The organism is Runella sp. R0.1_18 (assembly GCF_057652155.1).
Window position 1 is genome coordinate 1 of sequence record NZ_JBYFCK010000068.1, and the last position, 1,333, is coordinate 1,333.

General features: G+C 43.5%; 2 protein-coding genes. One reads left to right on the forward strand and one right to left on the reverse strand.

Annotated features, from left to right (window positions below; all coding sequences use genetic code 11):
- A partial coding sequence (locus AC23P2_RS31030) for an ArsR/SmtB family transcription factor (RefSeq protein ID WP_487776778.1) occupies positions 1-374 on the reverse strand: 374 nt, incomplete at its 3' end.
- Positions 375-615: 241 nt separating this feature from the next.
- On the opposite strand from AC23P2_RS31030, the gene AC23P2_RS31035 reads away from it, so the two are divergent.
- On the forward strand, positions 616-1,263 hold the full coding sequence (locus AC23P2_RS31035; protein WP_183980753.1) for a recombinase family protein: 648 nt from the start codon (positions 616-618) through the stop codon (positions 1,261-1,263).
- Positions 1,264-1,333: the final 70 nt, after the last annotated feature.

A 1,333-nucleotide genomic window follows, 5' to 3' on the forward strand; every position in this document is an offset into this window, starting at 1 on the left:
AGCTCGTCGATGGATATTGACTGGAAGGAGTTTTTCTGCTCCCGGAAGTCTTTTAGGGTCCGCTCGATCTGGGCAAAACGTTCTATTCCTAAGTCCCGAAGTGATTTCCATACCAGATAGACTTTTTCATCGGCTAACCGGTAATGCACATAATGGCCTTCTTTCTGAATGCTGACCAGTTGAGCTCCCTTCAAAGTCTGTAAATGCTGGGAAGCATTGGCTATGCTGACATCAAGTTGCGTAGCAATTTCTTCTACCGTGCGGCTCGACTGGGCCAACAGGTCAATGATTTGCAGCCGGTAGGGATTGGCTAAGGCTTTAGTAAGACCAACCAGTTCCGAATAGACTTTTTCTTTAAGCTCCTTTTTTTCCATGGGCTTCCAGATGAATGAATCAGATGAATGAATCAAAGGTAAAGGTTTATAATTATTCAATAGAATTATTGAATAATTATCTTCATTAAATTGGGTCACAAAAACGTGGGTTTTCCGGTACAGGAAAAATCGAGAGGCTAAAGCGTCAAAAATTAAAATTTACTTGTACCCGAAAGTTATATTCGATATCAATATACCCTATATTTGAAAAGACGGCATAAAGGGTACAAAATCGGGTATTATGAAAATTGGCTACGCAAGAGTATCAACGCAAGAGCAGATATTGGACCTTCAGCTGGATGCTTTGAAAAAGGCCGGGTGTGAAACGATTTTCACCGATAAGGTATCAGGCATAAAAGTTTATAAACCCGAGTTCGAGAAACTCTTGCTTTACGCCCGGGAAACAGACACCATTATTATCTGGAAGCTGGATCGTTTGGGTAGGTCTACCAAGCAACTCATTGAACTGGTAGAAATGCTTGGTAAGCGCGGAATTAATTTGATTTCCCTCAATGACCCGATTGACACCACTTCTCCCAGTGGCGTCTTAGTCTTTCAAATCTTTTGTGCCTTGGCCGAACACGAACGGAATCTGATTGTGCAGCGCACTAAAGCCGGATTACAATCGGCCAGGGCTCGGGGGAGAATGGGAGGACGGCCGCAAGGGTTAGCCGTAAAATATCAAAAGGTCGCCCCAGCGGTAAAAGACCTGTATGTAGCAGGACAAAAGTCCACTACCGAGATCATGCAATACTTTAACATTGGCTCCCGGAGAACACTTTACAAAGTATTACGATTTGCGGGAGTGGATGTCAAATCATTCCAGAAAGAGAAATCAAGGCCAGTTTCACCAATCCTAGAGCAGGTAGTTCCAGAGCAGGCACCTTAATTTATTAAAAGCCTTCTAACCTTTGGCTTCTGATCTATCTTACTTTTGGCCCGAATCGGGAGTTGCAGCC

Coding starts and splice junctions, on each gene's coding strand:
- AC23P2_RS31035 (WP_183980753.1), top strand. CDS start 616: ATGAAAATTGGCTACGCAAGAGTATCAACGCAAGAGCAGATATTGGAC.